General features: G+C 62.5%; 3 protein-coding genes. 1 reads left to right on the forward strand and 2 read right to left on the reverse strand.

All coding sequences use genetic code 11. The features are described from left to right. Positions 1-189: 189 nt before the first annotated feature. Positions 190-1,824 carry an alpha-D-glucose phosphate-specific phosphoglucomutase gene (locus tag BQ17_RS10930; protein ID WP_089726983.1) on the reverse strand — a complete coding sequence of 545 codons (1,635 nt, stop codon included), beginning with the start codon at positions 1,822-1,824 and terminating at the stop codon, positions 190-192. A gap of 366 nt (positions 1,825-2,190) precedes the next feature. Between BQ17_RS10930 and htpG the strand changes: the two genes are divergently transcribed. Further along, on the forward strand, positions 2,191-4,128 hold the full coding sequence (gene htpG, locus BQ17_RS10935; protein WP_089726985.1) for a molecular chaperone HtpG: 1,938 nt from the start codon (positions 2,191-2,193) through the stop codon (positions 4,126-4,128). Between the two features lie 170 nt (positions 4,129-4,298). On the opposite strand, the gene BQ17_RS21820 is transcribed toward htpG, so the two are convergent. Then, positions 4,299-5,021 (reverse strand): hypothetical protein (locus tag BQ17_RS21820; protein ID WP_089726987.1); only part of this gene is annotated, 723 nt, incomplete at its 5' end.

Here is a 5,021-nt window from a genome sequence, read left to right on the forward strand (position 1 = left end):
GATGCGGTTCGCTGCCTACCTGCCCCGTCCCTGGGGCGGTAGGCAGGCGCTCACCACATCCTACCGGCTTTGCCCAATCTACGAGCTGAGCCTTTTCCTTCTTCGATGGGATGACTACACGATCACTACCTATTGAGCACTACCATCCACCTGAGTCGGTGGGCACAGCCCACCCTACATACGCGGTGGTCAGGTGATGACGTCCGGTTCGGTGCGTCCGGTCCGGGCCTCGATCTGGGCCAGCTCGCGGGCGACGAGGATGAGCGGCCGCATGGCCGCTTGGGTCTCCCAGTTGTGCCTGGCGGCGTCCGGCTCGAAGAACTCCAGGTAGACGCGCAGGGTGGCACCCTGGGTGCCGGTGCCGGAGAGGCGGTAGATGATGCGCGAGCCCCCTTCCAGGCCGATGCGCAGGCCCTGGCCTCCGGAGCGGCTGCCGTCGATGGGGTCGGTGTAGGCGAAGTCGTCGGCGTATTCGACCCGGTAGTCGCCGAGCTTGGTTCCGGGCAGGTCGGGCAGCAGACGGCGCACGTGGTCCATGAGGTCACCGGCGGCTTGGGCGTCCATCGCTTCATAGTCGTGCCGGGTGTAGTAGTTGCGCCCGAAGCCGTGCCAGTGTTCCCTGACGATCCGGGCGACGGGTTGCTTGCGGGCCGCCAGCAGGTTGAGCCAGAACAGCACTGCCCACAGGCCGTCCTTCTCCCGCACATGGTCCGAGCCGGTGCCGAAGCTCTCCTCCCCGCACAGGGTGATGCGCCCGGCGTCGAGCAGATTGCCGAAGAACTTCCAGCCGGTCGGGGTCTCGAAGCAGGTGATGCCGAGGGCTTCGGCCACCCGGTCCGCGGCCTGGCTGGTGGGCATGGAGCGGGCGATACCCGCGATACCGTCCTGATAGCCGGGGATCAGATGGGCGTTGGCCGCCAGTATCGCCAGGCTGTCGCTGGGGGTGACGAAGCAGTCCTTACCCAGGATCATATTGCGGTCGCCGTCACCGTCCGAGGCGGCGGCGAAGTCGAGCCCGTCCGCGCCTTTTGTCATGGCTACCAGCTCCTTGGCGTGGGCCAGGTTGGGATCGGGATGGCCCTTACCGAAGTCCTCTAAGGGCTTGCCGTTCATCACGGTGCCCGGCATGGCGCCGATCCGGTTCTCCAGGATCTCGATGGCATAGGGGCCGGTGACGGCGTGCATGGCATCGAAGCGCATCTTGAAGGCCCCGGAATCGAAGAGCCGGCGCATGGCGGTAAAGTCGAACAGGGACTCCATCAGGTCGGCATAGTCCGCCACCGGGTCGATGATCGCCACGGTCATATCGCCGAGTTTGACTTCGCCGAGGCGGTCCAAGTCCAGGTCCGCCGCCTCCAGGGTCCGGTAGCTGTCGAGCTCGCCGGTGCGGGCGTAGATGGCCTCGGTGACCGTCTCCGGGGCCGGGCCGCCGTTGGGGGTATTGAACTTGATGCCGAAGTCTGCGTCCGGGCCGCCGGGATTGTGGCTGGCCGAGAGGATGATGCCGCCTTGGGTCCGGTACTTGCGGATAACGCAGGAAGCGGCGGGGGTGGAGAGGATGCCGCCCTGGCCGACCAGTACTTTGCTCATGCCGTTGGCGGCGGCCATACGCAGTATGATCTGGATGGCGTGGCGGTTGTAGTAGCGGCCGTCACCGCCCAGGACGAGCACGCCGCCCTTGAGGTCTGCCCTGGTATCGAAAATGGCCTGGACGAAGTTCTCCAGGTAGCCGGGTTGCCGGAAGACCTTGACCTTCTTGCGCAGACCGGAGGTGCCGGGGCGCTGGCCGTCGAACGGCCGGGTAGCGATGATTTTCGCATCCATCTCACAAAGCCCTTGATTTGTGTGTGTTGAGACTACATTCATCCCCACGTGCAGGACGTGCGGTTCCGGCAATGGTGGGCACAACCATTAGGTATAGACACAGGCCACTGCCCTGGGTGGGCGCAACCCACCCTACATTAGGCGCAGCCGCCCTCCCATCGCCCACAGGGTGATACGTGCATGATTTTAAGGGCCGGTTCAGGACCGGCCCGACGCGCGAGCTCGCGGCAAGACGGGCGTAACGGGAGCGATCCTGAGCGGGAATCCCGGCCCTCCTACCGGAGGGTTTTTCAGGCTACATTGTATCCTTTCATGTCCGTGCCGCACATGACTTTTTGTTTGATTTGATAAGGGGATAGCAGAAACATGACCCTAGAAGCACACAAGGAAACCCTGGAATTCAAGGCCGAAGTGAGTCAGGTCCTGGACCTGGTCGTCCGCTCCCTTTACTCCAACAAGGAGATCTTCCTGCGGGAGCTGGTCTCCAACGCCTCGGACGCGGCCGAGAAGCTGCGCTTCGAGGCCCTGACCGAGGAGGGGCTGCTCGAAGAGGATCCGGAGCTGCGGGTCCGCGTAGAGCTGGACAAGGAGGCCGGGACCCTGACGGTCTCGGACAACGGCATCGGCCTCAGCCGCCAGGAGGTGACCGAGACCATCGGCAGCATCGCCAGCTCCGGGACCCGCCGTTTCGTCGCGCAGCTGACCGGCGACCAGAGCATGGATGGTCAGCTCATCGGCCAGTTCGGGGTAGGCTTCTATTCCGCCTTCATCGTCGCGGACAAGGTGACCCTGGTCTCACGGCGCGCCGGTCTGGGCCCCGAGCACGGGGTGCGTTGGGAGTCGGACGGGCGGGGGAGCTACACCCTGGAGACGGTGGATAAGCCGGGGCGGGGCACCGATGTGATACTCCACCTGAAGGAGGACGAGCAGGAGTTTCTCGATGCCTGGCGCCTGCGCAGCATCATCGGCAAGTTCTCGGATCACATCGCCCTGCCGGTGGAGATGCGCAAGGAGGCCATGCCCGATGCAGAGGACAAGGACAAAGACAAACAGCAGGACGCGGAGCAGGCGCCGGAGTACGAGCGGGTCAATCAGGGCACGGCCCTGTGGATGCGCGCTAAGTCCGAGATCGAGGACAGCGAGTACCAGGATTTCTACAAACACATCTCCCACGACTTCGACGAGCCCCTAGCCTGGGCCCACAACCGGGTGGAGGGCACCAACGAATACAGCGCCTTGTTGTATCTGCCTAAGCGGGCCCCCTGGGACCTCTGGGACCGGGAGCAGAAGCACGGCGTCAAGCTCTACGTGCGCCGGGTCTTCATCATGGACGAGGCGGACAAGCTCATGCCCCGCTATCTGCGCTTCGTCAAGGGGGTGGTGGATTCCGACGACCTGCCGCTCAATGTCTCGCGCGAGATCCTGCAGCACAACCGCAAGATCGACACCATCCGCCAAGCCAACACCAAGCGCATCCTGGGCCTGTTGGAGTCCATGGCCAAGGATAAGCCGGATGACTACCAGACCTTCTGGAAGGAGTTCGGTACCGTGCTCAAGGAAGGGCCGGCGGAGGACTACGGCAATCGCGAGCGCATTGCCGGCCTGTTGCGGTTCGCGACCACGGCGACCGAGGGCGAGGCCCAGACCGAGACCCTGGACGCCTATATCGAGCGGATGAAGGAGGGCCAGGACAAGATCTATTACATCACCGCCGACAGTCCGGCGGCAGCGCGCCACAGTCCGCACCTGGAGGTCTTCCGCAAGAAGGAACTGGAAGTGCTGCTGTTGTTCGACCGGGTGGACGAGTGGCTGGTCAGCGGTCTGACCGAGTACCGGGGTAAGCACCTACAGTCGGTTACCAAGGGCGATCTGGATCTGGGCGACCTGGCGGACAAGGAAGAGAAGGCGCAGCAGGAGAAAGCGGCCGGTGAGCACGGCAAGCTGTTGGAGAGGCTCAAGAAGGGCCTGGGGGAGCGGGTCGCCGCGGTGCGGGTGAGTACCCGGCTGGTGGACTCCCCTGCCTGTCTGGTGGTGGGAGAGTATGACATGAGTGCTAACCTGGCCCGGGTGCTCAAATCCGTGGGTCAGGAGGCCCCCCACACCCAACCGACCCTGGAGGTCAATCCGAATCACCCGCTGGTGAAACGCCTGGAGGCCGAGGGGGACGAGTCCCGTTTCAACGACTTAGGGATGATCCTGTTCGATCAGGCCCAGCTGGCCGAGGGCGGACAGCTCGATGACCCCGCCGCCTTCGTGGGTCGGCTCAACCAGCTGATGATGAGCATGATGCTCGCCGGGGGTTGACGCCGGCTTCAGGGAAAACTACGAATCGCGCGAATCAACGCGAATCGATCCGCGAAAGTTCGCGTGATTCGTGGTTTTCCTTGGCTGTCGGGTTACGGCGCGTTCAGATCCAAGTGGCTCCCTGCAACCGGCAACCACTGTCAGTTGTCGGCTCGGTCCCCACTTTGAGCTTACCCACTACCTAATTGTCGTAGCTCCGCAATCAGTTTGTCCTTTTCTTCCAGTGCCCTGTCCTTCTCCTTAAGGGCCCTGTCCTTCTCCTCCAGGGCCTTGTCCTTCTCCTCCAGAGTTTTGTCCTTCTCCTCCAGAGTCTTGTCCTTCTCCTCCAGGGCCTGGCCCATTCCCGCGATCTGTCGTTCCATATCCTCCAGCTCCGCCAGGATCTCATCCTCCACGTCCATGGTCTGTCTTATCTCCGGCTCGGTGATGGCCCGATTCAACCAGCGGATTACCGGTCGATATTCTTTCGGATAGGCAGCCTCATCAATATTCAGGATATGCTCGTCACCCGATACTATCAGGTGTTGGTCGAAAACGGCCAAGAGTCGTTCCGCGGCCGTTTTGTATTCCGGCCCCAGGTAGGGAATCTGAATCACGAAGCTATCGTGGGTAAGGCTCTCGATGAATTCCTCCCGCGCGGAGATTGCTTGCCCGGTGGCGGCGTCATAGTAGTTTCTGAGCACCTTGATGACCGGCACATTCACGTGCTTGAGTTGATACCCCAGGAAATAGATGCTGATGATGGGGATAGCCTTTTGGACCTTGCTGTCTCCTTCGAGCGTGAATCCTTGCTTGTATTGTTCCCCGAGATAACGGCGAAAGCGCATGATGTCGGCGGCGAACTTGGCCTTTTGGATCTCGATGATGACCTGTTTGATCGCGCCGTCCTGGGT

It is taken from the genome of Candidatus Thiosymbion oneisti (assembly GCF_900092655.1).
In the GTDB taxonomy this organism is placed as follows: domain Bacteria; phylum Pseudomonadota; class Gammaproteobacteria; order Chromatiales; family Chromatiaceae; genus Thiosymbion; species Thiosymbion oneisti.